Annotated in this window: 26 protein-coding genes; 15 read left to right on the top strand and 11 right to left on the bottom strand. The window is 63.0% G+C overall.

Going from position 1 to position 24983, the window contains the following annotated elements:
• Window positions 1–41 precede the first annotated feature (41 nt).
• Entirely contained in the window at window positions 42–575 is a 534-nt protein-coding gene (gene tsaA, locus L598_RS14310) for a tRNA (N6-threonylcarbamoyladenosine(37)-N6)-methyltransferase TrmO (RefSeq protein ID WP_144863531.1), read from the top strand.
• The gene (locus L598_RS14305) at window positions 572–895 is read left to right on the top strand and encodes a DUF2293 domain-containing protein (protein ID WP_144863529.1); all 324 of its coding nucleotides are present in this window, start codon (window positions 572–574) and stop codon (window positions 893–895) included. The genes tsaA and L598_RS14305 overlap by 4 nt, the downstream gene beginning before the upstream one ends.
• Before the next feature lie 38 nt (window positions 896–933).
• On the opposite strand, the gene L598_RS14300 is transcribed toward L598_RS14305, so the two are convergent.
• Window positions 934–2058, bottom strand: coding sequence for a beta-ketoacyl-ACP synthase III (locus tag L598_RS14300; RefSeq protein WP_144863547.1), 1125 nt, complete (start codon window positions 2056–2058; stop codon window positions 934–936).
• Window positions 2059–2209: 151 nt separating this feature from the next.
• Window positions 2210–3859 (bottom strand): energy-dependent translational throttle protein EttA, encoded by a 1650-nt coding sequence (gene ettA, locus L598_RS14295; protein WP_144863527.1) that lies wholly within the window; start codon window positions 3857–3859, stop codon window positions 2210–2212.
• 298 nt (window positions 3860–4157) lie between these two features.
• Between ettA and L598_RS14290 the strand changes: the two genes are divergently transcribed.
• The 5 genes from L598_RS14290 to L598_RS14270 all read left to right on the top strand — a co-directional run bounded on the left by L598_RS14290 (window position 4158) and on the right by L598_RS14270 (window position 9578).
• Window positions 4158–4760 carry an AprI/Inh family metalloprotease inhibitor gene (locus tag L598_RS14290; RefSeq protein WP_144863525.1) on the top strand — a complete coding sequence of 201 codons (603 nt, stop codon included), beginning with the start codon at window positions 4158–4160 and terminating at the stop codon, window positions 4758–4760.
• 262 nt (window positions 4761–5022) lie between these two features.
• Window positions 5023–5991, top strand: a complete 969-nt coding sequence (locus L598_RS14285; RefSeq protein WP_144863523.1) for an alpha/beta hydrolase — start codon at window positions 5023–5025, stop codon at window positions 5989–5991.
• Between the two features lie 102 nt (window positions 5992–6093).
• Complete coding sequence (locus L598_RS14280) at window positions 6094–7278, top strand: CaiB/BaiF CoA-transferase family protein (protein ID WP_144863521.1); 1185 nt, start codon at window positions 6094–6096, stop codon at window positions 7276–7278.
• Window positions 7275–8924 (top strand): thiamine pyrophosphate-binding protein, encoded by a 1650-nt coding sequence (locus tag L598_RS14275; protein ID WP_144863519.1) that lies wholly within the window; start codon window positions 7275–7277, stop codon window positions 8922–8924. Before L598_RS14280 ends, L598_RS14275 begins: the two co-directional genes overlap by 4 nt.
• Window positions 8925–9131: 207 nt before the next feature.
• Window positions 9132–9578 carry an HIT family protein gene (locus tag L598_RS14270; RefSeq protein ID WP_144863517.1) on the top strand — a complete coding sequence of 149 codons (447 nt, stop codon included), beginning with the start codon at window positions 9132–9134 and terminating at the stop codon, window positions 9576–9578.
• A gap of 23 nt (window positions 9579–9601) precedes the next feature.
• Here the strand turns inward: L598_RS14270 and paaE are convergent, their stop codons facing one another.
• The 6 genes from paaE to paaA form a co-directional block, all read right to left on the bottom strand.
• Entirely contained in the window at window positions 9602–10690 is a 1089-nt protein-coding gene (gene paaE / locus L598_RS14265; RefSeq protein ID WP_144863515.1) for a 1,2-phenylacetyl-CoA epoxidase subunit PaaE, read from the bottom strand.
• 6 nt (window positions 10691–10696) lie between these two features.
• Window positions 10697–11251, bottom strand: a complete 555-nt coding sequence (gene paaD / locus L598_RS14260; protein ID WP_281407397.1) for a 1,2-phenylacetyl-CoA epoxidase subunit PaaD — start codon at window positions 11249–11251, stop codon at window positions 10697–10699.
• A 65-nt stretch (window positions 11252–11316) separates the two neighbouring features.
• Window positions 11317–12078 carry a 1,2-phenylacetyl-CoA epoxidase subunit PaaC gene (paaC, locus tag L598_RS14255; protein WP_144863511.1) on the bottom strand — a complete coding sequence of 254 codons (762 nt, stop codon included), beginning with the start codon at window positions 12076–12078 and terminating at the stop codon, window positions 11317–11319.
• On the bottom strand, window positions 12078–12365 hold the full coding sequence (gene paaB, locus L598_RS14250; RefSeq protein WP_144863508.1) for a 1,2-phenylacetyl-CoA epoxidase subunit PaaB: 288 nt from the start codon (window positions 12363–12365) through the stop codon (window positions 12078–12080). Before paaB ends, paaC begins: the two co-directional genes overlap by 1 nt.
• A gap of 11 nt (window positions 12366–12376) precedes the next feature.
• The gene (locus L598_RS14245; protein ID WP_144863506.1) at window positions 12377–12838 is read right to left on the bottom strand and encodes a DUF3291 domain-containing protein; all 462 of its coding nucleotides are present in this window, start codon (window positions 12836–12838) and stop codon (window positions 12377–12379) included.
• Window positions 12839–12855: 17 nt separating this feature from the next.
• The gene (gene paaA / locus L598_RS14240) at window positions 12856–13851 is read right to left on the bottom strand and encodes a 1,2-phenylacetyl-CoA epoxidase subunit PaaA (protein ID WP_144863504.1); all 996 of its coding nucleotides are present in this window, start codon (window positions 13849–13851) and stop codon (window positions 12856–12858) included.
• Window positions 13852–13955: 104 nt separating this feature from the next.
• Between paaA and L598_RS14235 the strand changes: the two genes are divergently transcribed.
• Window positions 13956–14375: a PaaI family thioesterase gene (locus L598_RS14235; RefSeq protein ID WP_144863501.1), complete on the top strand. Its 420-nt coding sequence runs from the start codon at window positions 13956–13958 to the stop codon at window positions 14373–14375.
• 37 nt (window positions 14376–14412) lie between these two features.
• On the opposite strand, the gene L598_RS14230 is transcribed toward L598_RS14235, so the two are convergent.
• The 3 genes from L598_RS14230 to L598_RS14220 all read right to left on the bottom strand — a co-directional run bounded on the left by L598_RS14230 (window position 14413) and on the right by L598_RS14220 (window position 17289).
• A complete protein-coding gene (locus tag L598_RS14230) occupies window positions 14413–15030 on the bottom strand; it encodes a hypothetical protein (protein ID WP_144863499.1) in 618 nt (205 codons plus the stop codon).
• Between the two features lie 31 nt (window positions 15031–15061).
• Window positions 15062–16456 carry a selenium-binding family protein gene (locus tag L598_RS14225; RefSeq protein ID WP_144863498.1) on the bottom strand — a complete coding sequence of 465 codons (1395 nt, stop codon included), beginning with the start codon at window positions 16454–16456 and terminating at the stop codon, window positions 15062–15064.
• Between the two features lie 200 nt (window positions 16457–16656).
• Window positions 16657–17289, bottom strand: a complete 633-nt coding sequence (locus L598_RS14220) for a TetR family transcriptional regulator C-terminal domain-containing protein (RefSeq protein WP_144863496.1) — start codon at window positions 17287–17289, stop codon at window positions 16657–16659.
• 228 nt (window positions 17290–17517) lie between these two features.
• Between L598_RS14220 and L598_RS14215 the strand changes: the two genes are divergently transcribed.
• The 7 genes from L598_RS14215 to L598_RS14185 form a co-directional block, all read left to right on the top strand.
• Complete coding sequence (locus tag L598_RS14215; RefSeq protein WP_144863494.1) at window positions 17518–18846, top strand: aspartate aminotransferase family protein; 1329 nt, start codon at window positions 17518–17520, stop codon at window positions 18844–18846.
• A gap of 4 nt (window positions 18847–18850) precedes the next feature.
• Window positions 18851–19141: a cupin domain-containing protein gene (locus L598_RS14210; protein WP_144863492.1), complete on the top strand. Its 291-nt coding sequence runs from the start codon at window positions 18851–18853 to the stop codon at window positions 19139–19141.
• A gap of 8 nt (window positions 19142–19149) precedes the next feature.
• The gene (locus tag L598_RS14205; RefSeq protein WP_144863490.1) at window positions 19150–20400 is read left to right on the top strand and encodes a Zn-dependent hydrolase; all 1251 of its coding nucleotides are present in this window, start codon (window positions 19150–19152) and stop codon (window positions 20398–20400) included.
• Between the two features lie 343 nt (window positions 20401–20743).
• Entirely contained in the window at window positions 20744–21796 is a 1053-nt protein-coding gene (locus tag L598_RS14200; protein WP_144863488.1) for an acyltransferase, read from the top strand.
• Window positions 21797–21830: 34 nt separating this feature from the next.
• Complete coding sequence (gene hydA / locus L598_RS14195) at window positions 21831–23282, top strand: dihydropyrimidinase (RefSeq protein WP_144863486.1); 1452 nt, start codon at window positions 21831–21833, stop codon at window positions 23280–23282.
• Window positions 23283–23287: 5 nt separating this feature from the next.
• Entirely contained in the window at window positions 23288–24109 is an 822-nt protein-coding gene (locus tag L598_RS14190) for an ABC transporter ATP-binding protein (RefSeq protein WP_144863545.1), read from the top strand.
• 15 nt (window positions 24110–24124) lie between these two features.
• A partial coding sequence (locus L598_RS14185) for an ABC transporter permease (protein WP_186445050.1) occupies window positions 24125–24983 on the top strand: 859 nt, incomplete at its 3' end.

Below are 24983 nucleotides of genomic sequence, written 5' to 3'. Positions count from 1 at the left end.
GGGCAGCTTGGCAAGCCCGCATGTCGTGATCGGATAATTTCATGACGTATCCCGCTGCTGCCAGCAAAACGCCCTTGGGCCAGCGCGAGGGGGAGATTGCCCTGGACTTCGACCCGGCCAAGGCTGCCCCAGATGCCGGCCTCGTCTTCATCGGCGGCGTCGTCTCACCCTGGAAGACGCGCGAGGACTGTCCGAAGAACATGGCCGCCGCGCGCGAGCGCGGATTGCCGGCAAGCATCGAGATTGCCCGGCCCTATCGGCACGGTCTGGCGGGACTCGAAGGCTTCAGCCATGTGGCGGTGCTGACTTGGCTCCAGCATGCGCCGCGCAATCTCATCATCCAGAAACCCAGACATGCAGGAAGGCCCAAGGGCGTCTTCGCCCTGCGCTCGCCTGCGCGGCCGAACCCGATCGGCCTGCATATAGCCCGCCTGACCGCACTCGACATGGAAGAAGGCATCCTTGGCCTTGATGCGATCGACGCTCTCGACGGCACGCCGGTCATCGACGTGAAGCCCTATTTTGCCTCCGTCGATGCCTATCCGGATGCCACTCGCCCGGAGACCGGCAGATGAAAGCGTCCACCGGACGGCAGCGGGCGGTGGGCAAGGCGCTGACCAGCCTCGTCCCGTTCGCGCCCTATGCGGATGCGGAAAAGATCCGGACGCTGGCCAACGACCGCAAGCTGCGCGAACTCCCGCCCTCCGTTGCCGTCTGGCTGGCCATCGTCGCCCATGTGCGTCACGAGCATACGGAATATGACAGGCTTCTGGATGAGGGCTATGACCGCGATGCAGCACGTTTCTTCGTGCTCGACGACATCAACGAGGTGCTGACCACCTGGCGCGCAACGCGGCTTCTGGAAGCCGACGAGCAAGATGCGGTCGACGTGTAGCGGTTTTGTTTGCGCGGTGTGGTCCCGACCGCCTTTTCTCACATCATGCGCATCAGCGCGCCGCCGATGGAATAACCGGCCCCATAGGCGCAGAGCAGGCCGAACTCCCCGGCCTTCATGTCCTTGTGGTTTTCAGCCATGGCGACGATCGCTCCGGCAGCGGCCGTGTTGCCAAGACGGTCGAGCACCATCGGCGCCCGATCGTGTCCGACTTCGACGCCGCCGAAGGAGAGTTTCAGGATCATGGCGTTCATGCGCGCATTGGCCTGATGAAGCCAGAAGCGCCGCACGGTTTCCGGCGTGTGGCCGTGCTCGGCAAGGAAATCGACGATGAAGCGATGGCCGGCGACGGTGACTTCCTTGAAGACCTTGTTACCCTGCTGCTTGATCAGGTTGCCCTCGGAAGGCACCATGCTCGTATCCTCCAGCGCGGCCCGGTTCAGATAGCTGAAATTGGAGCGGATATTGTTGGAGAACTGGGTCCAGCTTCGCGTGTCGACTACCTCGAACCGGCCCGCCTTCTCCTCGCCCTGCGGCAGCGCCTCGATCAGCAGAGCCGTCGCCGCGTCGCCGAAGATGAAATGCGTCTGCCGGTCGCGTAAGTTGAGATGGGCCGTGATCAGCTCCGGTGTCACCACCAGCACACGGCGATGCGCTCCCGAGCGAACCAGATGAAAGCCGATATGCAGCCCGGCAACGGCGGACGAGCAGCCGAGGCTCATGTCGAAGGCCGCGCCGCCGGTGCCGAGTTCCTTCTGTATCTCGATGCCGATCGCCGGATAGAGGCGCTGCAGATGCGAGCCGGCGCAGATAACCATATCGACCTCGGCCGGATCGACACCGGCATCTTCAAGCGCCTTGCGGCCGGCCTTGGCGCCGAACTCCGCCGTCACCGAGAGGTCGTCGTCATCGCGGGCAGGAATGAAGGGCGCCATGCGATCGGGGTCGAGTATGCCCTCGAAGGTGTGGACGTGACGCGCCTTGATGCCCGAGGCGTGCTCGATGAATTCGGCGCTGGAGCCCGGCAGGGGCTCCAGTCCCTTCGCCGCCCGGCGCCGGTTCTCCTGCTCCACCCAGATGTTGAAGCTTTCGACCAGTTCCTTGTTGGAGATCGAGGTTTCAGGGATTTCCACCCCGATGCCGCTCAAGGAAACGCGATTCATGGTCTTCGATTCTTCCTTGAGCGCAATGCCGAGCGCATCGCCCTCGTCTATTCGCCGTAGCATCTGCTGCTCCTTGGTGCGCCCGCACCAATAATGCTCCCTGGCCGGTTTATGCCGAGTAAAGCACGAGTCAAGAGCAGGAATAGGGCAACTACCGCGTCAGCCTCTTATAGGTCACCCGTTTCGGATTGACCGATTCCGGCCCCAGGCGCCGGATCTTGTCCTGCTCGTATTCCTCGAAATTGCCCTCGAACCATTCCACATGGCTGTCGCCCTCGAAGGCGAGGATGTGGGTTGCGAGCCGGTCGAGGAACATGCGATCGTGGCTGATGATGACGGCGCAGCCGGCGAAATTCTCCAGCGCGTCCTCGAGCGCCGCCAGCGTTTCGGTGTCGAGGTCGTTGGTCGGCTCGTCGAGCAGGATGACGTTGCCGCCCGACTTCAGCATCTTGGCGAGATGCACGCGGTTGCGCTGGCCGCCGGAGAGATTGCCGACCTTCTGCTGCTGGTCGCCGCCCTTGAAGTTGAAGGCGCCGCAATAAGCACGGCTGTTCATCTCGTGCTTGCCGAGCTTGATGATGTCATTGCCGCCGGAAATCTCCTCCCAGACGGTCTTGTTCGGGTCGAGATGATCCCGGCTCTGATCGACATAGCCGAGATGCACCGTCTCGCCGATGCGGATCACACCCGAATCCGGCTTCTCCTGTCCGGTGATCATCTTGAAGAGCGTCGTCTTGCCCGCGCCGTTCGGGCCGATGACGCCAACAATGCCGCCGGGCGGCAGCTTGAAATTCAGATCCTCAATCAGCACGCGGTCGCCGAAGGACTTTGTCAGCCCCTCGGCCTCGATCACCACCTGGCCGAGCCGCTCGCCGGCGGGAATGATGATCTGCGCCTCGCCGGGACGGCGGTCATTGGCTGCCTTGACCAGTTCGTCATAGGCCCTGATGCGCGCCTTTGACTTGGCCTGCCGGGCCCTGGGCGAGGAAGCGATCCATTCCCGCTCGCGGGCAAGCGCCTTCTGGCGGGCGGCCTCCTCGCGGCCTTCCTGCGCCATGCGCTTGGCCTTGGCTTCCAGATAGGCGGAATAGTTGCCCTCATAGGGAATGCCCCGACCGCGGTCGAGCTCGAGGATCCAGCCGGTGACATTGTCGAGAAAGTACCGGTCGTGGGTGATGATGAGCACGGAGCCGGGATATTCGCGCAGATGCTTTTCCAGCCACGCCGTCGTCTCGGCGTCGAGATGGTTGGTCGGCTCGTCGAGAAGCAGAAGGTCCGGCTGGCGCAGGAGGAGCTGGCAGAGCGCCACGCGGCGCTTTTCGCCGCCCGACAGCTTGGTGACGTCGGCATCGCCCGGCGGGCAGCCGAGGGCCTCCATGGCCATCTCGACCTGATTGTCGAGGTCCCAAAGGTTCTGGCTGTCGATCTGGTCCTGGAGCTTCGCCGCCTCCTCCGCGGTCTCGTCGGAGTAGTTCATCATCAGCTCGTTGTAGCGGTCGAGGATCGCCTTCTTCTCCGCCACGCCCACCATGACATTGCCGAGCACGTCCAGCGCCGGGTCGAGCTCCGGCTCCTGCGGCAGGTAGCCGACGGTCGCGCCTTCGGCCAGCCAGGCCTCGCCGGTGAACTCCTTGTCGAGGCCCGCCATGATCCTGAGGACGGTGGACTTGCCGGCGCCGTTCGGGCCGAGGATGCCGATCTTGGCGTCGGGATAGAAGGAGAGATGGATATTCTCCAGGATCTTCTTGGTGCCATAGGCCTTGTTGAGCCCGGCCATGTGGTAGATGAACTGGCGTGCCATGGGGCGCGTCGAACTCCGTTCTTCGTGTTAGCGCACCGGACCGAAAAGCGGCTTCCACTTTTCGCCATAACCCGATGCTCAATCAGGGTGTTAGAGCGTCCAGTCGAACATACGGAGCCCTAGAGAAATCTCGTCGCGCCGTATGTAGGCCAAAGCGGGCAGCGGGGCAATGTCCCGCCTTTCCCGTAACGCCTTCAAAGTCTCGCCATGGTCATCGCCCATGGGTCGGCGCAGCATCCTGGCAGCGATTGAACGGAGAGGGGCGATTCTCAGACTGTCACTAGCAACAATTTCACTGGTGTTCCTCGCAGCCTGCCGGACGGCCGGCGACGGCTCGGCCGAATTCGCGCCGACCGCGCAGGGACAGGCCGCATTGTCCTCCACCGCCGTACCCGCCGCCAAACAATGCGCCATCCCCCTTCCCTCGGGACCGCCGGCCAAACCGCGCCGCCTTGTCGCCTTCGGATCGGACACGGCCTGGAATGTCGGCAGGGGGATCGGGCGCGGCGTCGTCTCGGGCGTCGGCGTGGGGGTTGCCGGCCCTGTCGGCGGCGTCGTGGCCGGTGGTGTTGCCGCGACCATCCGTTCCGAATACGATCTGCGGGGGACATGGACGGCGACCGACGGTTCGCAGGACTGCGGCTGCTCCATATCCGTCAGCGCAACGACGCGCTGGAAAGGCGGCAGCGCGAACAAGGGGAAACTTTCGGCCGGAAACTGCAGCAACCCGATGCTTGCCACGGCCCATGACTGGCGACTTGACGACAGCCTTACAGGTTATGAAGCCGAACTGCTCCTCTATGCAGCCAATGGCAACCGTATCGCAGTGCTGAAGCGCGACAGCGCGGACTACTATTCAGGCGCCTTGTCGGACGGCACGCCGATTACCCTCTGGCGCTAGAAAAGACAAAAGGCCGGCTTGTGCCGGCCTTTTGCTTCTTTGTTCCCCTGGAGGCTGCATCGAACGACTGCAGAACCATGTTGTGCGGCGCACCATGTACCAGCCGGGCGCGACTGGCAAGAAGAAAATGCTCTCAATGTAAGCAATTTTTTATCATGCCTATTTATTAATCACAGTCAGGGCGCTCTGCCGGAAATGAAGGCGATCCAACTCTTGACCTGCCATGAATTTCGCCATCTCCTTCCCCGCCCAAGAGGATGCGATGACATTCGACCAGCCGGAAAAACTGTCTACGCCGACAGGCGCGACGCTCAGCCTTCGCATAAGGCGCGCGGAGGAACCGGCACGGGGCGTGCTTCAGATCAACCATGGCCTCGCCGAGCACTCGGCGCGCTATGAACGGTTTGCGGCTTTCATGGCCGCGCGCGGCTTCGACACCTATGCGCACGACCATCGCGGTCACGGCTATACCAAGGCGCCCGGCGCACCGCTCGGCCATTTCGGGTCGGAACCTGCGGCCGACAAGGTCATTGCCGACATTCTTGCCGTCCATGACCGCATTGCCGAAGATCGCCCGAGCCTGCCGGTGATCGTCTTCGGCCATTCCATGGGTGGCCTGATCGCCCTCAATTTCATCCTGCGCCACCCACTCCGGGCAAAGGCGGCGGCGATCTGGAACGCCAATTTCTCCGCCGGCATCGAAGGCCGGGCGGCCAGGGCGATCCTTGCCTGGGAACGTTTCCGCCTCGGTTCCGACGTTCCCTCGCGCCTCCTGCCCCGGCTGACATTCGGGGCCTGGAACAATCAGGTGCCGGACAGACGGACCGAATTCAACTGGCTGTCACGCGACGAGGCGGAAGTGGAGAAATATATCGCAGACCCGTTATGCGGCTGGCCGGCCTCGGTGGGCATGTGGCGGGCCGTCTTCGATTTCATCTTCCTGGGCGCTGACGACCGCAATTTCGTGACCGTGCCCCGCGACATGCCGTTCAACCTCACCGGCGGCGCGGCAGATCCTTCCACCGGCGACGGCAAGTCCGTCACCAAGCTTGCCGAGCGCTTGCGCAAGATGGGATTTTCCGATGTCGTCTCAAATATTTATGCCGAAACCCGGCACGAATCTCTCAACGAGTTGAATCGGGACATCATCATGGAGGACTTTGCGACATGGGCTCTCCGGCAGGCGGACAGGTTTCAGGCCGAGAATCTGGTACGCCGGAACACAACCTGAGTGCCAGTGACAGCACGATGCTGGTTTGCTAGAGCCGGTCATCTTCAAATGGAGCGGCTCCGAAGCCGCAAGGCATTCGCAAAAAAGGAACCCCCGTCGCTCATGTCCGAAGCACCACTCAAGGGCGTCCGCGTCATCGAACTGGCGCGCATCCTGGCCGGGCCATGGGCAGGCCAGCTCCTTGCCGACCTCGGCGCAGACGTGATCAAGGTGGAGAATCCCGATGGCGGCGACGATACGCGCAAATGGGGGCCGCCTTTCGTCTCCGGCAGGGACGGCGAGAACCTCTCGGCCGCCTATTACCATTCGACCAATCGCGGCAAGCGCTCCATTGCCATCGACTTTTCCAGGCCGGAAGGCGCCCAGACGGTGCGTGAGCTCGTCAGGACAGCCGATGTCCTGATCGAGAATTTCAAGGTGGGCGGCCTGAAGAAATACGGCCTCGACTACGAAAGCCTCGCCGGCATCAATCCGCGCCTTGTCTACTGCTCCATCACGGGCTTCGGCCAGGACGGCCCCTATGCCCCGCGCGCCGGCTATGACTTCATCATCCAGGGCATCGGCGGCCTGATGTCCATCACCGGCGAGCCGGGACGCGAGCCGCAAAAGGTGGGCGTGGCCGTTTCCGACATCTTCACCGGGCTCTATTCCGTCATCGCCATCCAGGCGGCGCTGCGGCATGCCGAAAGGACCGGCGAGGGGCAGCATATCGACATGGCCCTCCTCGACACCCAGGTTTCCGTCCTCGGCAACCAGAACCTCAACTATCTGGTCTCGGGCAAGCCGCCGGTACAGATGGGCAACGCCCATATGAACATCGCGCCTTACGAAGTGCTGCCCATCAAGGACGGCTTCTTCATCCTGGCGGTGGGCAATGACGGGCAGTTCCAGCGCTTCTGCAAGGTGGTCGGTCTCGATCATCTTGCCACCGATCCCGATTTCGCGACCAATCCCGCCCGCGTGACCAACCGCGCACGGCTGCGCGAAATGCTGGTCGCCACGCTGGCCGAATGGGAACGCGATAGGCTGCTGCCGCTGCTCGATGCGGCCAGCGTTCCGGCGAGCCCCATCAACAATATCGAGCAGATGTTCGCCGACCCGCAGGTGGTGGCACGCGGCATGCGCATGGATATCGACGACGGGCACGGCAACAAGCTGCCTTCCGTGCGGGCGCCCATGGTGATGTCGAAGACGCCGCTCTCCTATGAGCGGCCTTCGCCACGCCTCGGCGAACATACGGAAGAAATCCTGCAAGAATTGAGCGAGTTGAAAGGCAAGGTTAAATGAAGACTGGCGGCCAACTGATCGTCGAGACGCTGGAAGCAAACGGGGTCGACCGGCTCTATTGCGTTCCCGGCGAAAGCTATCTGGCTGTCCTCGACGCGTTGCATGATTCCGCCATCGAGACGATCGTCTGCCGTCAGGAAGGCGGCGCGGCCATGATGGCCGACTGCCATGGCCGCCTGACCGGAAAACCCGGCATCTGCTTCGTCACGCGCGGCCCCGGCGCCACCAATGCCTCGGCCGGCATCCATATCGCGGCGCAGGATTCCATTCCGCTGATCCTCTTCATCGGCCAGGTGGCGCGCGGCATCCGCGAGCGCGAGGCTTTCCAGGAAGTCGACTACAAGGCCTTCTATGGCTCGATCGCTAAATGGGTTGTCGAAATCGACGATGCCCGCCGCGTTCCCGAACTCGTCACCCGTGCCTTCGCCGTCGCGACTTCGGGCCGTCCCGGCCCGGTCGTCATCGCCCTGCCCGAGGACATGCTGACCGAAACGGCGGACGCACCCGCCGCACAGCCTTATGTACCGGTTGCCACCCATCCGGGCGAACATGAGATGCAGCGGCTCGAGGAACTGCTGGAAAAGGCGAAGCGGCCTTTCGTCATCCTCGGTGGTTCGGGCTGGAGTGCGGAGGCGGTGGCCAGGTTCCAGCGCTCGGCGGAAAGCTGGGCGCTGCCTGTTGGCTGCTCCTTCCGTCGCCAGATGCTCTTCGACCATCTTCATCCCTGCTATGCCGGCGACGTTGGCATAGGCCCCAATCCGAAGCTTGCCGCATGTATAAAGCAGGCCGATCTCGTGCTTCTGATCGGCGGCCGCATGGGCGAGATGCCCTCCTCCGACTACACGCTGCTGAAGAGCCCCTATCCCGACCAGACTCTGGTCCATGTCCATCCCGACCCGTCGGAGCTGGGCCGGGTCTACCGGCCGACGCTGGCGATCAACGCCTCCCCCGAGACCTTTACGGAGGCCTTTTCAGGCCGTGGACCGAAGGCGCGGCCGGAATGGTCCGAACTGACCGAGCAGTTACATGGCGCCTATCTCGACTGGTCGACGCCGCCGGAGACCGGGCCGGGCGCGGTGCATATGGGGCCGATCATGTCCTATCTGGAAACGGTCCTGCCGGATGATGCGATCATCACCAACGGCGCCGGCAATTTCGCCACCTGGGTCCACCGCTTCCACCGCTTCCGCCGGTACAATACGCAGGCCGCCCCGACATCCGGTTCCATGGGCTACGGCGTGCCGGCGGCAGTGGCGGCCAAGCAGCTCTTCCCCGAGCGCGAGGTGATCGTCTTTGCCGGCGACGGCGATTTCCTGATGAACGGGCAGGAATTCGCGACCGCGAACCAATACGGTCTGGCGATCATCGTGGTGCTGCTCAACAACGGCATTTACGGCACTATCCGCATGCATCAGGAGCGTGAATATCCGGGCCGCGTCTCCGGCACGACCCTGGTCAACCCGGATTTCGCCGCACTGGCCCGCGCCTATGGCGGCCACGGCGAGACGGTGGAGAAGACCGAGGATTTCGCACCGGCTTTCGAGCGCTCGCGGGCAAGCGGCAAGCCTGCCATCATCGAGATCAAGCTCGACCCGGAGGCCATCACGCCGACCCGGACGCTGACGGACATCCGCGAAGGGCGGTAGATATTTGACGGCAAGTATTTGCCCGGTCCCGTCCAGGTGCTATGAAGCGCCAATGGCTTCGAAGGCGCACCTCTACAAGCGAATGCAACTCCCCGTCTGTCACATGACCAAGCGGGGCAATGGGAGCGTGCGCTCTTGAACTGAGAAATGCTGCAGCCTCGCCGGACAGACGGGCGTGAGATTGCAACATTTTTTACGGAGAGAGCCATGAAGAACTTCCACAATCATCGCTGCGTTTTCTGCGCGATCGCGAGCCGAGAGGTTGAAGCTGGCATCGTCCATGAGGACGACGGGATCGTTGCCTTTTTGGACGTCCATCCGATCAGGCCTGGCCATATCCAGATTATCCCGCGCGAACACTATCGCTGGTTCGACGAACTGCCGCCGGAACTTGCCAGCCATATCCTGCTGACCGGCCAACGCTTGGCCCGAATCCTGAAGGAGATTTACGAGGTCGAGAGGGTCGGCTTCCTGTTCACGGGAGGCGACGTCCCACACGCGCACGCGCATCTGGTGCCGCTCGTCGCCAAGGACGACATCACCTCCCGCCGCTATATCGTGGAGCAGAAGGTGACATACAGAGATACCCCTCTCATCCCAAACGAGGAGCTGCAACAGACGGCCAAGCGGCTCCGCGCGCAGCTTCAGACGTAGAAGCGCACCCGCAGGCCTTGCAATCAGGCCGCGTCGAAATCCAGCACGAGCTTGCCGCTCGTCGGGCGCGACTGGCAGGCGAGCGTGAAGCCGGCCTCGATCTCCCAGGGCTCCAGGGAGAAATTCACCGCCATCTCGGCATTGCCTTCCACGATCCGGCAGCGGCAGGTGCAGCACATGCCGCCCGCACAGGAATAGGGAAGCTCGAGACCGGCCCGGTGGGCTGCATCGAGCACCGTTTCGTCGGCCCCGGTCATCCCGAAGCTGCGGCGTACGCCATCGAGCACCACCTCGATCGCCACGCCTTCCTCGGCAGCCTTTCGGGCGGCTTCGGAACGCTTGCGCGGCGCGGGCGCATCGCCCGACGGAGTAAAGCGCTCGAAACGTATCCGGTCGCGATCGACGCCCATTTCCTGCAGGGTTGCCGAAACATCGTCTATCATCTCGCCCGGACCGCAGAGGAAAACACCATCGGCATCGAGCGGCGCGATCAGCCCGCGTTCGGAAAGCAGCCGCACGCGCGCGCTATCCACGCGGCCGTTGAGGATTTCAACGTCCTGCTTCTCGCGCGACAGCACATGCACCAGCGTGAACCGGCCGAGATAGCGGTCCTTCAGGTCCTGCAGGGCCTCCGAAAACATGATCGTCTCGGTGGAACGATTGCCGTAGAGCAGCGTGATCGTGCTTTCCGGCTCGTGACCGAGCACGGTCCTGGCGATCGACAATAGCGGCGTGATGCCCGAACCGGCAGCGATCAGAAGATAGTCGTGCCGGTCGCCGGCAAGAGAGGCAAGAGAGGTGAAGCGGCCCTCCGGCGGCATGACACGGATCGTGTCGCCGACCCCGAGACGCTCGTTGACGAAGCTGGAAAAGCGGCCATCGGCCACTTTCTTGACGCCAACACGCAGATGAGGATCGCCCGGCGCGGAGCAGATGGAATAGGAGCGCCGTGCCTCGCTGCCGTCTATATCGGCTGCAAGCGTCAGATACTGGCCGGGACGGAAAGCGAAAGTGTCCTTCAGTTCCTCCGGCACCTCGAAGGCGATCGCCACCGCCTCCGGCGTCTCACGCGTAATCTCGGCCACTTTCAGTTCATGGAAACGCGTTGCCATGGGGCCTCATATACATTTGAAATAGTCGAACGGCTCATGGCAGGCCTCGCAGCGGTAGAGCGCCTTGCACGCGGTGGAGCCGAATTCGGAGATGCGCGCCGTCTCCAGCGACCCGCAGCGCGGGCAGGCCACTTCCGTCTCGCCGAAAAGCGCTCGGATCGAATTGGAAGCCTTCGCGGGCGGCGCGATGCCATAGGCTTTCAGCTTGGCCCGGCCTTCCTCCGTGATCCAGTCGGTCGTCCAGGCCGGCGACATCACCCGCTCCACCCGCGCCTCGAAGCCGGCATCGCGCAACGCGGCCTCGACCGCGAGCTCGATCGCCAGCACGGCGGGGCAGCCGGTATAGGTTGGCGTGACCCTGGCCACCGCGACACCGTCCTCGATCGTGACGGAGCGCAGGATGCCGAGGTCCTCGACAGTGAGGACCGGGATTTCGGGGTCGGGGACGGCGGCGGCAGCGACATAGGCGCGCGCCTCGGCAGCAGTCTTATCCTCCCGCTTGTGGGGAGGGTGGCGAACCGAGTGAGCAGGGTGGTGGGCATTGGAGATGAATGTCGCCACCCCCGTCCCGCTCCGCTGCGCGGATCGCCCCTCCCCACAAGGGGGAGGGTAAAGTGCCGTCGTCATCACCACACCGCTCCCGGATAGGTCCGCTGCATGTATTGCAGCTCGGCCAGCAGATAGCCCATATCCTCGCCATGCCGGCCCTGCCGCCCGCCGGTCCTCGGCCAGGCTCCGGCCGGGCGTTCAAGGAAGGCTTCCGAAAAGATACGGTCTATCACCGCATCGAATTCCGCCCGCACCGAAGCAGGCTCCGGCGCGACGCGGGCTGCGGCCATGGCCGCAGTCACCTCGTCGCTCTCGAACAACTCATCCACGAAAGGCGCCAGCGCGTCGGCCGCCTCGCGCATGCGCCGCGCGCTTTCCTCCGTGCCGTCGCCGAGCCGGATCACCCATTCGCCCGTATGGCGGATATGGTAGGCGACCTCCTTCACGGCCTTGGCCGCGATGCCTGCAAGCGTCTCGTCGCTGGAGGCCGTCATGCCACGCCACATCGGCTCCATGAAGGCCGCGAAATAAAGCTGCCTCAGTACGGTATGGGCGAAATCGCCGTTCGGCCGCTCCACAAGCAGGCAGTTCACATATTCGCGCTCGCGCCTCAGATAGGCGAAATCGTCCTCGCCGCGCCCCCTGCCCTCGACCTCGCCCGCATAGGCATACAGCGCGCGAGCCTGCCCTATCAGGTCGAGCGCGATATTCGGCATCGCAAGGTCTTCCTCCAGCATCGGCGCATGGCCGCACCATTCCGACAGCCGATGACCGAGAATCAGGTGGTCGTCGGCGAGCCGGAGCAGGAAGGTGACCAGATGGGCTTTGTCGGCCGACATCACATATGACCCACTTCGTCGGGAATGTCGTAGAAGGTCGGATGCCGGTAGACCTTGGACAGCGCCGGCTCGAAATTCTCGTCCTTGTTCTCCGGGTCGGAGGCGGTGATCGCCGAGGACGGCACGACCCATATGGATGTGCCCTCCCCGCGCCGCGTATAGACGTCGCGCGCCGCCTGAAGCGCCATCACCTCGTCGGCCGCATGCACCGAACCGCAATGCTTGTGCGCCAGCCCGTTTCGCGGGCGAATGAACACTTCCCAAAGGGGTATCTGGTTCTTTGTCATCGGATCTGTCCTCAAGCGCAGCGTTCTTCCATCCAGCGTTTCAGGTGCGGCAGGCCTTCCCAGCCAAAGGCATGTTCGCTGGAGCCATTTGCCGTCAGGTAGTCGAGCCGCTCGCGCGCCTCCTGCAAGGTCGGGCGATGGCCGACGGGAACATGCCACATGACGAAATAAGGGCGGCCGAAGCCGGAGAACCATTTCGGACGATGGCGATAAATCTGCTTATGGACCGTATTCCAGACAAAGTGCTCCAGATGCTCGGCAGTTTCCCAGACGGATATGTTGATGATCACATCGGGATCGTCGTCGAAACGGATATCGGTTGCGTCATTGCCGTCACCGACAAGCCGCCATACGAAACCCGGACTGCGTTCAGCGATTGCGTTCACCCGATCGAGATTGTCGACGAAACCCGCCATGCGAGGATCGTCGAGCGGGAACAACGGCCTGGCAATATTCAACTCAGCTAAGTGCATGGGCCCCTCCCCCCCCCTTATTCCGCCGCCATCCGCGCCACTTCCCGGCGGGCCTTGCGCTTCTGCGCATGGGCAAGGGCGGCCTCACGCACCCATGCGCCTTCGTCCCACGCCTTCTTACGGGCAGCAATGCGCTCACGGTTCATCGGGCCGCCGCCCTTCACCACGCGCCAGAATTCGTCCCAGTCGATCTTGCCGAAATCGTAGTGGCCCCTCTCCTCGTTCCATTTGAGGTCCGGATCGGGGAAGGTCAGGCCCAGGAATTCGCCCTGCGGCACAGTCGCATCGACGAATTTCTGCCTCAACTCGTCATTGGTGAAGCGCTTGATCTTCCACTTCATCGACTGGTCGCCGTGCTGGCTTTCGGAGTCGTGCGGGCCGAACATCATCAGGGAAGGCCACCACCAGCGGTTCAGCGCGTCCTGCGCCATTTCCTTCTGCTCCGGCGTTCCGCGCGCCAAGGTCATCATGATCTCGTACCCCTGGCGCTGATGGAAGCTTTCCTCCTTGCAGATTCGGATCATCGCTCGCGCATAGGGCCCGTAGGAGCAGCGGCAGAGCGGAATCTGGTTCATGATCGCAGCGCCGTCGACCAGCCAGCCGATGGCGCCGATATCGGCCCATGTCAGGGTCGGATAGTTGAAGATGGAGGAATATTTCGCCTTGCCGGAAAGCAGATCCTCCGTCATCTGCTCACGGCTGACGCCGAGGGTCTCCGCCGCCGAATAGAGATAGAGGCCGTGGCCGCCCTCGTCCTGCACCTTGGCCAGAAGGGCCGCCTTGCGGCGCAGCGAGGGCGCGCGCGTGATCCAGTTCCCTTCGGGAAGCATGCCAACAATCTCGGAATGGGCATGCTGGCCGATCTGGCGGATCAGCGTGCGGCGATAGCCCTCCGGCATCGGGTCATTGGGCTCGATCTTCTCTTCGGCATCGATACGCGCCTGGAAAGCGGCGAGGAAGGCCTCGTCTTCGGTTGTTTCGGTCTTCGCGCCGATAAGCCCTTGGCTATACATGCCGTCTCCTCCATCCTTGCGCGCGGCCCCTGGCGCTGCGCATATGGATATGTAACAAAAACTGGCGTGTATTTCAATATTTCGTAACATATTGGAGGAGGAGAATGCCGGAATTCGGGATAAGCGAGGCGGAAAAGACGCTTCGGGAGGTTTTCGCGCCCTGGATCGTGGAACTGAACCTGCGGCCCGTTTCCTTCGATGTCGGCGGCGGCAGCTTCCTGCTGCCGGAAAACCCGCGTCTGGTGCATGTCGGCGGCGTCATCTGCGGCCAGGCAACGGCATCGGCCGCCGACACCTGCTCCGTCGTGACATTGGCGGCCTTGAACGGCCGCTTCCGCATATGCACGACGGTGGACTTGACGACGCATTTCATCCGTCCGCTCAAGCCGGGCGATGTCGATATCCGCGTCGACGTGCTCTCGAACGGCAAGCGCATGGCCTATACGCGGGTCGAAATGCGCGCCAAAGGTGACACACGAACGGCCGTCAGCGCTACCGGCGCCTTTGCCTATCTGGAGGACTGACGAACGCTTGACCGCAGCGCCGGCTGTGTGAGGCGCGCTAAACGATCAGGATGAGCCCGGCTCCGACGAGAGCGGCGGTCCAGAGATAGTCGAGATTGATCCAGCCCCGCCGCAGGAACCCGACGCCGATCCATTCATAGACGGAGATGGCAACCGTTGCCGTCACGGCCAGCATAGCGGCCATATGCACGCCGACCGCCGCCAGCGAGATCGGCAGGGAACCGGCCGCCGTCAGTTCCGCCGCCGGGCCGGAGGAAAGGCAAAGTGGCAGGACCACCGGCACCAGCATGAGGCCGGCGCCATGTCCGGTCGCCATCAGGAAGGACCACAGGCCGAGGCCGACAAGCCCCGTCTGCATGCCGACGCGCACGCGATGCCGATGGCCGTAAAGAGCATGATATGCAGCCCAGCCGATGAGCAGCGCGCCGGCGATCAGCTCAAGCAGGCGCTGATCGGCAACCAGCCCGATGGTCAGAACGGCGGCCATCACCACGGCAATCGACACCGCATGGCCAAGCGCGATGGGGACGAGCGAGAGCCAGACAATACGCCGACTCTTCCGATGCAGTCCCAAGGCCACCGAGAAAAGCCAGCCCATGGCCGGGTTGATGCCGTGAAAGGCACCGAGCCCGGCCAGCATCAGCCAGGGCGACATGTCATGCCTCGCATGGGCGGGAATCGGCGGCTCACGGATAGCAGTAGGAATCCGAAGAGCAGTCTCCGCCTTCCAGCCGCACCTGATGCGGCCGATGGCCCTTCGGCCAGTCGACGAAGAACTTCTCATCGAATGCAATGCCGCCATTCTCGCCGACATCGAGCTTTACCATCCAGCCATCGATCCCCTCGGGGTAGAATTGCGGGTCGATCGGACCGTAGAGCGAATTGGTGAAATAGACCCGCTGCCCGTCACGGCTGATCTCGACCATCTGTGGTCCGCCATTCAAGGCTCCATTCCTGGCGCCGGGATGAGTGGCGCGCGAGACGATGCCGCCGATGCGCACCCTGCCCGTCTCCTTCGGCTCGAACGGATCCGACACGTCATACTGGATCATGTCGCCCGTTCCCCAGCAGGAGACGTAGAGGAAACGATCATCCATCGACAGATCGATATCGGTGACCAGAGGCGGCACGGCCTTGAAACCCTGGAGCAGCGGAGGAAGAACATCAGCATCGGCCGGCTCCGCCGGGATCTCGATCACCTTCTTCACCGCCCATTTGTCGCCCTCGCGATACCAGGTCCAGATGGAGGCGGAGAGATCCTTGAGACTGATCACGCAGCCCACGAAGCCATAGGCCTTGGTCGGATCATGCGCCGGGCGCAGTTCGAAAACCAGCTGGTGCTCCTCGCCGAAATCGATCTCCTGCAGGTGCTTGCGTTTGTGCAGGTCCCAGAAATGCAGGCGCCGTCCGTATTTGCTCCCGAGCAGGACCTCCGGAACGAGCCCTTCCTCGAAGGTGTCGGGCGTCCCCCATTCGCTGGTGATCATGGTGTCGTGGCCAAGATGCCACCAGAAGTCATAGGCCAGCTTCTGCGGCCCGCGATCCATCTCCCATTGGCCCAGGACCTCGAAGCTTTCCGGATCGAGCAGGAATATGCCGCCGGGCGCCTTGCCTTCGGCATTGCCGAGCGCGTTGACGTAGATGCCCTCGGGGCCGCAATGGATCGTGTGCAGCCGGGTGTATCCTGCCTTTTCGGCCACTTCTTCCGGCTCGATGACCTTGACGATCTGCGGGTTTCTCGGGTCGGGTTTGGTGTCGATGATGTGCAACCGCGACGAGCGCAAACCGGGCACCACGAGATAGCGGCGCTCCATATGCGGATGCGGCGCATTCGGGCAAAGGCATGATGAGCATGCGTTCCAGCCGAAGTGATGCAGTTCGTCGCCGGTATTCGGCATGTCGACCTGCCCGACGATCTCCGAATAGGTCGGGGATGCCGGATCCACATCGACGACCGCGATCGCATCAGGCTTTGCGCGGTCAGGATCGAAAGCGGCGACATAGGCGAGCTTTTCGGCCGGCGCCTTGGCCGCCATGCGCGGCGACGGATAGAATGACGGATCAGGTTGCCAGCTTGCCATGTGAGACCTCCCGGGTGTGCCCCCGCCTCTTGGCAATGGCCCAGTGTACAGCCCGACGACGCAAATGTCGTCCATCTTTGTCCCCAAAACTGTACCCATTTCGGTCAGGGACCATGACGAGTGGGCACTCCTCTGGTTGTCCGACCTTTATGGGGCGGGCCGCCGCCTGGCTCGAACAGGTCCCTGTGATCCAGCCGACCTTACCCCCTCGGCACGAGCCCGCCGATGAAAAGCTGCTCCAGGAATCGGGCTGCATCCTCGAAGCGCCCTTCGCCGCCGCGGTCCGGCCCGAGCACGGCGCGCACCTGCACGTCGAAATCCGCATAGTGCTGGGTCGTCGCCCAGATGGAGAAGATCAGATGATACGGATCGGCATTCACCAGCTTGCCCTGCCGCATCCACAGCCTGATGACCTTGGCCTTCTCGTCGACGAGATTCTTCAGGTCCGTATCGAGCATGGGCAGGATGCGCGGCGCCCCCTGCAGGATCTCGTTGGCAAAGAGCCGGCTTTCGCGGGGAAAGTCCCGCGCCATCTCCATTTTGCGACGAATATAGGAGCGGATTTCCGTCACCGGATCGCCTTCGGCATCGATCTCGCGCAGGGGGGCAATCCAGGTCTCAAGCAGGCGGCTGAGCAGGGTGTTGTGGATGTCTTCCTTGCTGCGGAAATAGTAGAGCAGGTTCGGCTTCGACATGCCGGCTGCCTCAGCGATCTGATCGATCGTGGAACCGCGGAAGCCATGCATGGAGAACACTTCCAGCGCCGCCTCGAGGATAATCTCCCGTTTCTCACGCTGGATGCGCGTGCGTCGCGGCTTAACCGAACTTTCCATCTGTGCGTCCCATTGGCCTACCTAAACTCCCCCACTCAGGCTCTGGCCCAGTTCTTGCCCGAGATGTGGCGCGCGCAGCACCCGGTATCTTTCCCCTACTATTGCCCTTGACCGCCTATCTGGCGGTGTTAACGTTTGTCCAAACGGTCAAATTTTGCGTAGCATAATCCATGAGGCAAAACCAAGCTTTGGCCGGGACAAAAGGGGAAATCTAACGGAGGCTTGGTCATGTCGAACCGGCTCAATGTAAAGCCGAACGATCTGCGTGCGTTCTGGATGCCGTTCACGGCGAACCGGCAGTTCAAGCAGGCACCGCGCATGCTCGTGGCGGCAAAGGATATGCATTATACGGCCGATGACGGCCGCAAGATTCTCGACGGCACCGCCGGCCTGTGGTGCGTCAATGCCGGCCATTGCCGGCCGAAGATCACGGAAGCGATCCAGCAACAGGCGGCCGAGCTCGATTATGCGCCGGCCTTCCAGATGGGCCATCCGATCGTCTTCGAATTGGCCAACCGCCTCGTCGATATCGCCCCGGAAGGCATGGATCATGTCTTCTTCACCAATTCCGGCTCGGAATCGGTGGATACCGCCCTCAAGATCGCGCTCGCCTATCAGCGGGCCAAGGGCGAAGGCTCGCGCTTCCGCCTGATCGGTCGCGAGCGCGGCTATCACGGCGTCAATTTCGGCGGCATCTCGGTCGGCGGCATCGTTTCGAACAGAAAGATGTTCGGCACGCTGCTGACCGGCGTCGATCACCTGCCGCACACGCATATTCCAGGCAAGAACACCTTCACTCGCGGAGAGCCCGAGCATGGCGCCGAGCTTGCCGACGATCTGGAGCGCATCGTCACCCTGCATGACGCCTCCACCATCGCCGCCGTCATCGTCGAGCCAGTGGCCGGCTCCACCGGCGTGCTGATCCCGCCCAGGGGATATTTGAAGCGCCTGCGCGAGATCTGCGACAAATACGGCATCCTGCTGATCTTTGACGAGGTCATCACCGGTTTCGGCCGCCTCGGCGCTCCCTTTGCGGCGGACTATTTCGGCGTCGTCCCGGACATCATCACCACCGCCAAGGGCGTCACCAACGGCGTCATCCCGATGGGCGCGGTCTTCGTCAAGAAGGAGATTCACGACGCCTTCATGAACGGGCCGGAACATCTGATCGAGTTCTTCCACGGCTATACTTATTCCGGCAACCCGATCGCCTCGGCGGCGGCACTCGCCACGCTCGACACCTACAAGGAAGAAGGCCTGCTGACGCGCGGCGAGGAACTCGGCCCTTACTGGGAGGACGCGCTGCATTCGCTGAAGGACGCGCCGCATGTCATCGACATCCGCAATATCGGCCTCGTCGGTGCGATCGAGCTGGAGCCGATCGCCGGCGAGCCCACCAAGCGCGCCTTCTCGGCCTTCGTGAAAGCCTTCGAGCGGGGCGCGCTGATCCGCACCACGGGCGACATCATCGCGCTCTCGCCGCCGCTTATCATCACCAAGGGCCAGATCGATGAACTGATCGATCACGTGCGCGAAGTGCTGAAAATGGTGGAGTGAAGCAATGAGCCGTCCTCAGGCCACGCATGAAGTGCTCATCGACGACGACAAGGTGCGCGTCACGCGCTGGGACTTTGCCCCCGGCGCGGAAACCGGCTGGCACCGGCACGGGATGGACTATGTCATCACCACGCTGACGCCATGCCACATGCTTCTGGAGGAGCCCGGAGGAGGAAGCCGCCGGGCCGACATGGAAGCCGGCATCGCCTATCGCCGCAACGAAGGCGTGGAGCACAATGTCATCAATGACGGCGAACAGCCGATGTCGTTCGTGGAAATCGAGTTGAAGGACTAGGAGAGAGAATGGCAGCGCCGGGCGAGAATCTCCGCATCAATGCAGACCGTCTCTGGGACTCGATCATGGAGATGGCAAAGATCGGGCCCGGCGTTGCAGGCGGCAACAACCGCCAGACGCTGACCGACGAGGACAGCGAAGGCCGTGCCCTTTTCAAGGAATGGTGCGAGGAAGCCGGACTGGAAATGGGGCTCGACCAGATGGGCAACATGTTCGCCCGCCGCGAGGGCACCGATCCCGACGCCCTTCCTGTCTATGTCGGCAGCCATCTCGACACCCAGCCGACCGGCGGCAAATATGACGGCGTGCTCGGCGTCCTCGGCGGGCTGGAACTCATCCGCACGTTGAACGATCTCGGCATCAAGACCAGACACCCCATCGTCATCACCAACTGGACCAACGAGGAAGGCACGCGTTTCGCCCCGGCCATGCTCGCCTCCGGCGTCTTTGCCGGCGTGCATGATCTTGAATGGGCCTATGACCGCACCGACGCCAAGGGCAAGCGCTTCGGCGACGAACTCGAGCGCATAGGCTGGAAGGGCAACGAGCCTGTCGGCCAGCGCAAGATGAAGGCCATGTTCGAGCTTCATATCGAACAGGGTCCGATCCTGGAGGACGAAGGCATCGATATCGGCGTCGTCACGCACGGCCAGGGTCTGAAATGGCTGCAGGTGACGCTTACCGGCAAGGAGAGCCACACCGGCTCCACGCCCATGCCAAAGCGGCGCAATGCCGGGCTCGGCATGGCCCGTGTAACCGAACTGGTGCACGAGGTCGCCATGGACTATCAGCCGCATGCCGTGGGCGCCATCGGCCATGTCGAGGTCTATCCGAACTCGCGCAACATCATTCCCGGCCGGACGGTCTTCACCATCGACATCCGATCGCCGGACAAGAAGGTGCTGGACACGATGGATGCCCGCATCCGCGAGGGCATCTCCACCATCGCCGAGGCGATGGACATTTCATATGAGGTCGAGCAGGTCGGCCATTTCGATCCCGTCACCTTCGACGAGGGCTGCGTGAAGACCATCCGCGAGGCGGCCGAACGGCTCGGCTATTCCCACCGGGACATCGTTTCGGGCGCCGGCCACGATGCCTGCTGGATCAACCGGGTCGCGCCGACGGCCATGGTCATGTGCCCCTGTGTCGATGGTCTGTCGCACAACGAGGCCGAGGAGATTTCCAAGGAATGGGCTGCCGCCGGCGCCAATGTGCTGTTCCATGCGGTGGTGGAAACGGCGGAGATCGTCGAATGAAGCGGCCACACCGCCCCGCCGCTTTCGGCGAGGCGCCGGGCGGTGGTCTCCCGCCGCGCCTAAGATGACCGGAGGGAACGCAAAAGTTGGTCCGAGAGCGAAGCAATCCGGCCGCTATCGGGGCTGCCCGGCAGGAGGATTCCGGCCGGCCCGGATATCTTGTCATAGCGAGTAAGGGGGAGCATCATCCCTGTCAGGATCGGATCGTCCGGTCGTGGACGCGCCGCGTGCGGCTGCGCTTGACGGGTTTCGATGCATTCGGGCTTTTCACCGGCCAACCCGGCCTGCTCTCTAGCGGGCATTCGTTCCGCGCGAGGGGAAAGACAGCGGAGATCATCAGGTGATGGAAAACCGCCGGCGTCTCGACGGATTGCAGGCTGGCCGCGCCATGGCCGCGCTGATGGTCACGCTGTTCCACGCCAACAACTACTTCATCCCCCAGTCGCTCTACGGCACCGGCCAGACGGCATGGCCCGGCTTCTCCATGGGCTATGCCGGCGTCGAATATTTCTTCGTTCTGTCCGGGTTCGTGATGATCTTCGTCCATGCGACGGATTTCGGGCGGCCCGAAAGAGCGAAACGCTTCCTGCGCAAGCGCATTCTGCGCATCTACCCGCTTTATTGGCTGGTCCTGGCCAGCCTTCTGGTCATGTATCTGTGGGTGACGCCGGAACTCGGGCCCGAAAGCGCGCGTGATCCCTGGTCGGTGGCGGCCGCTTTCCTGCTCTGGCCTGTCGAGGACGTCCCGATCATGCAGGTTGCCTGGACGCTGTCCTACGAGATGCTCTTCTACCTGATGTTCGTGCTGCTGATCGTCAGCTTCCGCGCCGGAGCCGTCATCTTCCTTCTCTGGATGGCCGGATGCCTCGCCGCCCTGCTCTCCAAGGTCGAATGGCCGGTGAGCTTCCTGTTCTCGCACTACAACCTGCTGTTCCTTTTCGGCATGGCCGCGGCGGCCGCATACAAGCGGCTTGGACCAAATGCGGCCCCGCTGGCGCTGTGGGCAGGGCTGATCATATTTTTCAGCGTGGGCTTCAGCGAGGTCCTCGGTGGCCTGAAATGGGACGAGGGTATCCGCACCGTGGCATACGGCCTGGGCGCCACGGCCATGGTGGCAGGGCTTGCGGCGGGCGCAGTCCCGGTGCCCAAATGGATCGTGCTCCTGGGCGACGCGTCCTATTCGCTCTATCTCGTCCATCTGCCGGCCATGAGCCTGGTCGTGAAGCTGGCAATGCCCTTCGGCGCGCCATGGTCAATCCCGCCCATGCTGACCCTGCTCGTGCTCACCGCTGCCGCCGTGGCGGCCGGCCTTCTGGTTCATCTGCTCATAGAGCGGCCGATCCTGGCGGGAACCTCCAGACTGGCCGGCCCGCGCCTGCCGAACGTGCCCGCCTGAACACCAACGAGACGGGATTGTAGGGGAAGAAAAAATGTCGAAAGTCATCAAGAACGGAACCATCGTCACCGCAGACCGCACCTGGAAGGCGGATGTGCTGATCGACGGCGAGACGATCGTCGATATCGGAGAGAACCTTTCCGGCGACGAGGTGATCGACGCCACGGGCTGCTATGTCATGCCGGGCGGGATCGATCCGCACACCCATCTCGAAATGCCCTTCATGGGCACCTATTCCTCCGACGACTTCGAGTCGGGAACGCGCGCGGCGCTGGCCGGCGGCACGACCACGGTCGTGGATTTCTGCCTCCCCTCGCCCAACCAGTCCCTGCTGGAAGCTATCCAGATGTGGGACAACAAGTCCACCCGCGCCTGCTGCGACTATTCCTTCCATATGGCGATCACCTGGTGGGGCGAGCAGGTATTCAACGAGATGCCGCAGGTGGTGGAGCGCGGCATCACCTCCTTCAAGCATTTCATGGCCTACAAGGGCGCGCTGATGGTGGACGATGACGAGATGTATTCGTCCTTCCAGCGCTGCGCCGAGCTGGGCGCGCTTCCCCTGGTGCATGCCGAAAATGGCGATGTCGTCGCCGCGCTGTCGCAGAAGCTGTTGGATGAGGGCAACAACGGGCCGGAGGCGCATGCCTATTCCCGGCCGCCGGAAGTGGAGGGCGAAGCGACCAACCGGGCCATCATGATCGCCGACATGGCCGGTACGCCGCTTTATGTCGTGCATACTTCCTGCGAGCAGAGCCACGAGGCGATCCGCCGCGCCCGCCAGAAAGGCATGCGGGTCTATGGCGAGCCGCTGATCCAGCATCTGGTGCTCGACGAGAGCGAATACTTCAATTCCGATTGGGATCACGCAGCCCGGCGTGTCATGTCGCCGCCCTTCCGCAACAAGGAGCACCAGAACTCCCTCTGGGCCGGCCTGCAGGCGGGCAGCCTGCAGGTGGTGGCGACCGACCATTGCGCCTTCACGACGGAGCAGAAGCGCACCGGCATCGGCGACTTCACCAAGATCCCGAACGGTACCGGCGGTCTTGAGGACCGCATGCCGGTGCTGTGGACCTACGGCGTCAATACCGGCCGGCTGACAATGAACGAGTTCGTCGCCGTCACCTCCACCAACATCGCCAAGATCCTCAACATGTATCCGAAGAAGGGCGCCATCGTGGAAGGCGCGGATGCCGATATCGTTGTCTGGGACCCTGAAAAGACGAAGACGATCACCGCCGGGACCCAGCAATCGGCGATCGACTACAATGTCTTCGAGGGCATCGAGGTGAAGGGCCTGCCCAAATATGTGCTGACGCGAGGTGAGATCGCCGTGGAGGATTTTGCCGTCAAGGCCAAGCCCGGCCACGGCAAATTCGTCCCGCGCGAGCCCAATGCGCCCGTCCACCGCGCGCTGTCGCAATGGAAGGAGATCACCGCGCCGCGCAAGGTCGAGCGCAAGGGCATTCCGGTGAGCGGGGTGTGATGAGTATGCAAGCATCCCCCTCCCCTCAAGGGGGAGGGGAACGCAATGCGAGGGCATCCGTCGTCGAAGCGTCCGGCCTCGGCCTCACCTTCCAGACCAATGACGGCCCGGTGCAGGCGCTCTCCAATGTCGATCTCGCCATCGGAAAGGGCGAATTCGTCTCCTTCATCGGCCCTTCGGGCTGCGGCAAGACCACCTTCCTGCGCGTTATCGCCGACCTGGAAAGCCCGACCTCCGGTACCGTCCGCGTCAACGGAATGTCGCCGGAGGAAGCACGGCGCAAGCGGGCCTATGGCTATGTCTTCCAGGCGGCCGGGCTCTATCCGTGGCGCACCATCGAGCGCAATGTCGCCTTGCCGCTGGAGATCATGGGCTATCCGAAGCAGGAGCAGCGCGAACGCATCAAGCGCACGCTCGATCTCGTCAATCTCACCGGCTTCGAGAAAAAATATCCCTGGCAGCTTTCCGGCGGCATGCAGCAGCGCGCCTCCATCGCACGGGCGCTCGCTTTCGACGCCGATCTTCTCCTGATGGACGAGCCCTTCGGCGCCCTGGACGAGATCGTCCGCGACCACCTGAACGAGCAGCTTCTGGAGCTGTGGAAGCGCACGGACAAGACGATCTGTTTCGTCACCCATTCCATCCCGGAGGCAGTCTATCTCTCGACCCGCATCGTCGTCATGTCGCCGCGTCCCGGCCGCGTGACCGATGTGATCGAATCCACCCTGCCGCGCGAGCGGCCGCTGGGCATCCGCGAGTCTCCCGAATTCCTCGCCATCGCGCATCGCGTCCGCGAGGGCCTGCGCGCGGGGCACAGCTATGAGTGAGCGGGTAATTCCCACATGACCGCCTCGGCTCCCATGGCCGCGCCGGGCGCGGGTTCAAACGCTTCGACGGCGGCTTTCCGACGTGTCGCCGAGAGCAAGACCTTCGCCATCCTTGTCGTCGTGCTGGCGATCATTGCCATCTGGTACGCTTTCACCGTCTATCTGAACGCACCGTGGCAGTTGGATACCTATCGCCGCGATGGCCAGGAATGGACGGCAATGCAGCTCGCGCGCGATACCATGGCGCAGGAACGGCCTGTTCTGCCCTCGCCGCATCAGGTCGTCGCCGAGATCTGGAAGACCACGGTCGACGTCCGGCCGAGTTCCAAGCGCAGCCTGGTCTACCACGGCTGGATCACCCTTTCCTCGACCCTGCTCGGTTTCGTTATCGGCACGGCACTCGGCATCCTGCTTGCCGTGAGCATTGTCCATAACCGCGCCATGGACAAATCCGTGATGCCGTGGGTGATCGCAAGCCAGACGATCCCCATTCTGGCCATCGCGCCCATGATCATCGTGGTGCTGAACGCCATCGGCCTTTCGGGTCTGCTCCCCAAGGCGCTGATCTCGACCTATCTGTCCTTCTTCCCCGTCGTCGTCGGCATGGTGAAGGGCTTCCGCAGTCCCGAGGCGATCCAGCTTGATCTGATGCGCACTTACAATGCCAGCACGTCGCAGACTTTCTGGAAGCTGCGCTGGCCGAGCGCCCTGCCCTATCTCTTCACCTCCATGAAGGTGGCGGTCGCCATCAGCCTTGTCGGCGCCATTGTCGGCGAGATGCCGACCGGCGCCGTTGCCGGCCTTGGCGCGCGCCTGCTCGCCGGCTCCTATTACGGCCAGACGGTTCAGATCTGGGCCGCCCTTTTCGCGGCAG

The organism is Mesorhizobium sp. J18 (assembly GCF_007829525.1).
Lineage (GTDB): Bacteria > Pseudomonadota > Alphaproteobacteria > Rhizobiales > Rhizobiaceae > VLJP01.
Note: the sequence above shows the minus strand (reverse complement) of the source record. Positions and strands in the feature narration are given on the sequence as shown.